Annotated in this window: 3 protein-coding genes; 2 read left to right on the plus strand and 1 reads right to left on the minus strand. The window is 36.5% G+C overall.

The features are described from left to right. Nucleotides 1-31 precede the first annotated feature (31 nt). Nucleotides 32-529 carry an RDD family protein gene (locus M901_RS11340; RefSeq protein ID WP_021278337.1) on the plus strand — a complete coding sequence of 166 codons (498 nt, stop codon included), beginning with the start codon at nucleotides 32-34 and terminating at the stop codon, nucleotides 527-529. Here M901_RS11340 and M901_RS11345 read toward each other — a convergent pair. Further along, the gene (locus M901_RS11345) at nucleotides 522-989 is read right to left on the minus strand and encodes a GAF domain-containing protein (RefSeq protein ID WP_021278338.1); all 468 of its coding nucleotides are present in this window, start codon (nucleotides 987-989) and stop codon (nucleotides 522-524) included. The genes M901_RS11340 and M901_RS11345 overlap by 8 nt on opposite strands. 76 nt (nucleotides 990-1,065) lie before the next feature. On the opposite strand from M901_RS11345, the gene M901_RS11350 reads away from it, so the two are divergent. Beyond that, nucleotides 1,066-2,849 (plus strand): DNA polymerase (locus M901_RS11350; protein WP_034721884.1); only part of this gene is annotated, 1,784 nt, incomplete at its 3' end.

Here is a 2,849-nt window from a genome sequence, read left to right on the forward strand (position 1 = left end):
CTCTTTATATTCAATAGGATAGAATGAAATTATGGATAGAAAGTATTTATTAGAATCAGCAATTAAAGTCGCTCGTTTTTCGAGACTCTTAGCAAAAGCTATAGACATGTTCATTGTTCTAGTTTTGTCGATATTCTTCTATCCAGGTGGGATCATACTTTCACTCATTTATATGACCTTTGCAGATGCGATTCAAAACGGACAATCGGTAGGGAAGAAGTTCATTGGCTTTTCAGTCATTTCGCTTGAAGATGGAAGTCCATGTTCGGTTAAGCAGTCATTTATTAGAAACCTACCAATTATCATCCCTCTCTTTTTTGCCATCATTCCAATTTGGGGTTGGATTATTGCCTTCATTCTTGGAGTTCCAGTCTTGGCCCTAGAGGTTTACCTACTCTATAAATTAGATTCTGGACACCGCCTAGGTGACGTTATGGCAGATACAACAGTTATGGCCAATGATGATACACTGACTCAAATAAAGAAGCGTAAATCTAGTTGGTTCGAACCTACGGCTGAAACTAAGTAAAAGCGCGCTTTAGAAGCTCTTCAAGATATTTTTTATCAGTATCGTCAAATGAAGCTACTTCTGTACTATCAACATCTAAAACAGCAAGTAATTTATTATCTCGAATAATTGGAACAACAATTTCTGAGGTACTCGCAGCATCACAAGCGATGTGGTTAGCAATAGCATGGACATCTTCAACAACTTGAGTGCTCTTCTCTTTAGCAGCTGTTCCACAGACACCTTTTCCGAATGGTATTCTTAAGCAACCCATTGTTCCTTGATATGGCCCAATGACAAGTTGATCAGGTTTTAATGGATCTACGATATAAAAACCGCACCAATAGTAATATGGAAACTCAGCCTTTAAGAGACAAGAGATTGTGGCCATTTTAGCAACATGGTTTTCTTCGCCTTCTACAACGGCGAGTATCTGCTTTGTTATGTTTTCGTACTTTTGAATTTTTGATGCAGTGTCCATAGTTTCCCCTTCTCAAAGCTTAACAAGACCTATAAATCAAGGTACATTTGTGTGTCAAATAAGGGAGATTTGTTACATGTCGCAAAAATCAAGATTAATCGTCGTTGATGTTTCCAACTTTATCTTTAGAGCTTTCTTTGCTGTTAGGCCTTTAACAGCACCAGATGGTACCCCAGTGAATGCAATTCATGGTGTTCTATCAATGTTTCTAAAGATTCTTTCGAAGTATCGACCAACCCATATACTACTTGCAAGAGATACATCTGGAGGCTCATTTCGAAATGAAATGTATGATGCCTACAAAGCAAATAGAAGTGAACCACCAGAGGATTTAGTTCCACAGTTTGCTCTCATTAAAAGACTTATTGATGAAATGGGTCTTAAGAATGTTGCTGATGATAATTATGAGGCCGATGATATTATCGGAAGTGCTGTAACTCAATGGAAGGATAACTTTGATGAGATTCTCATCGCCTCTGGTGATAAAGACCTTATGCAATTTGTTGGGGATAATATTAAAATGCTCGACACGATGAAAGACGTTATTTATGACGCTGATGGTGTTATGGCAAAAATGGGTGTCATGCCAAATCAAATTGTAGATTACCTCTCAATGGTAGGTGATACTTCAGATAATATTCCAGGAATGAGGGGAATAGGAGCAAAGGGAGCGGCTAAGCTCTTAGCTGAACATGGCTCACTTGATAAGTGTATCGAAGTAAAAGATACATTTAAAGGAAAGAAATTAACGACAGCATTTTCTGAGCATTTAGATGAGGGGTTACTTTCAAGAGACCTTATCAAAATTGTGACCGACGTTAATTTGGGACTTGAGGCAGAAGAAACAGAAATTAATTTCTATCCAAATGATAGTTTAATCAATTTCTTAAAAGATCTTGGATTTAATACAATGATCAAGAGAATGGAAGATCTTAAGTATCAAATGGCCCAAGCGGAACAGATGGAAAATGGTGAAGCACCTAATTTGGACGATATGTTCAAGCATGAGGTTGTTGATAACTCAGAAAAATATTCTCAACTCCTGAAGTTATTAACAGATGCGCAAAGAGTTGCTGTTCAAACGGAATATGACTCTGATGACATTATTAATAGAAGACTCGTTTCAATGAGTCTTTCATTTGATGACGTCTCCTCTCATTATATTGCTGTAAATGAAGATAATTTTAATGAGTTATATGAAAAAATCTGGAATAACGATAAGCTAACAGTATATTCTGAGCATTCTAAAAGAGATATTTCATACCTATTTAGAAACTCTCTAATGTATAAGGCCCAGAATTTTGATGTTGTTCAGGCGCACTATGTCGCTGATCCTGGCCTAAATCACTCAATTGATAGTCTTGCGAGTTCAGTAAATATTTCTCTTGTTAAGCTTGATAAGAAGAACCCATTTGTTACAAGTCTCGATACAGAAGCAGCCGCAAAATATAGTGGTTTACGTGCTATTGCAGTCTACCGTGTAGGACAAGATCTTGTTAAGGAACTAAAAGAAAAAGAACTTGAAGATATTTATTATAATCTCGACCGTCCAATTCTTGAAATTCTTACTAGGATGGAGTTTGAAGGGATTAGACTGAACAAGGACTTTCTAAAAGAGTTAGAAGAAGAGCTTCAAGGGAAACTGGACTCTATTCAGCAAAAGATTAATTCATATAGTATGAATGAAATCAATCTTAATTCTCCTAAGCAGGTAGGTGAGTTCTTATTCAATGAACTATCATTTCCAATTGTTAAGAAAACAAAAACAGGTTTCTCAACGGATTCGTCCGTTCTAGAGGAATTAGACTCTCAAAATATAAATGAAGTTCCAGGATTAATTCTCCAGTATAGAGAACTANG

Origin of the sequence: Bacteriovorax sp. DB6_IX (assembly GCF_000447775.1) — a bacterium.
GTDB lineage: Bacteria > Bdellovibrionota > Bacteriovoracia > Bacteriovoracales > Bacteriovoracaceae > Halobacteriovorax_A.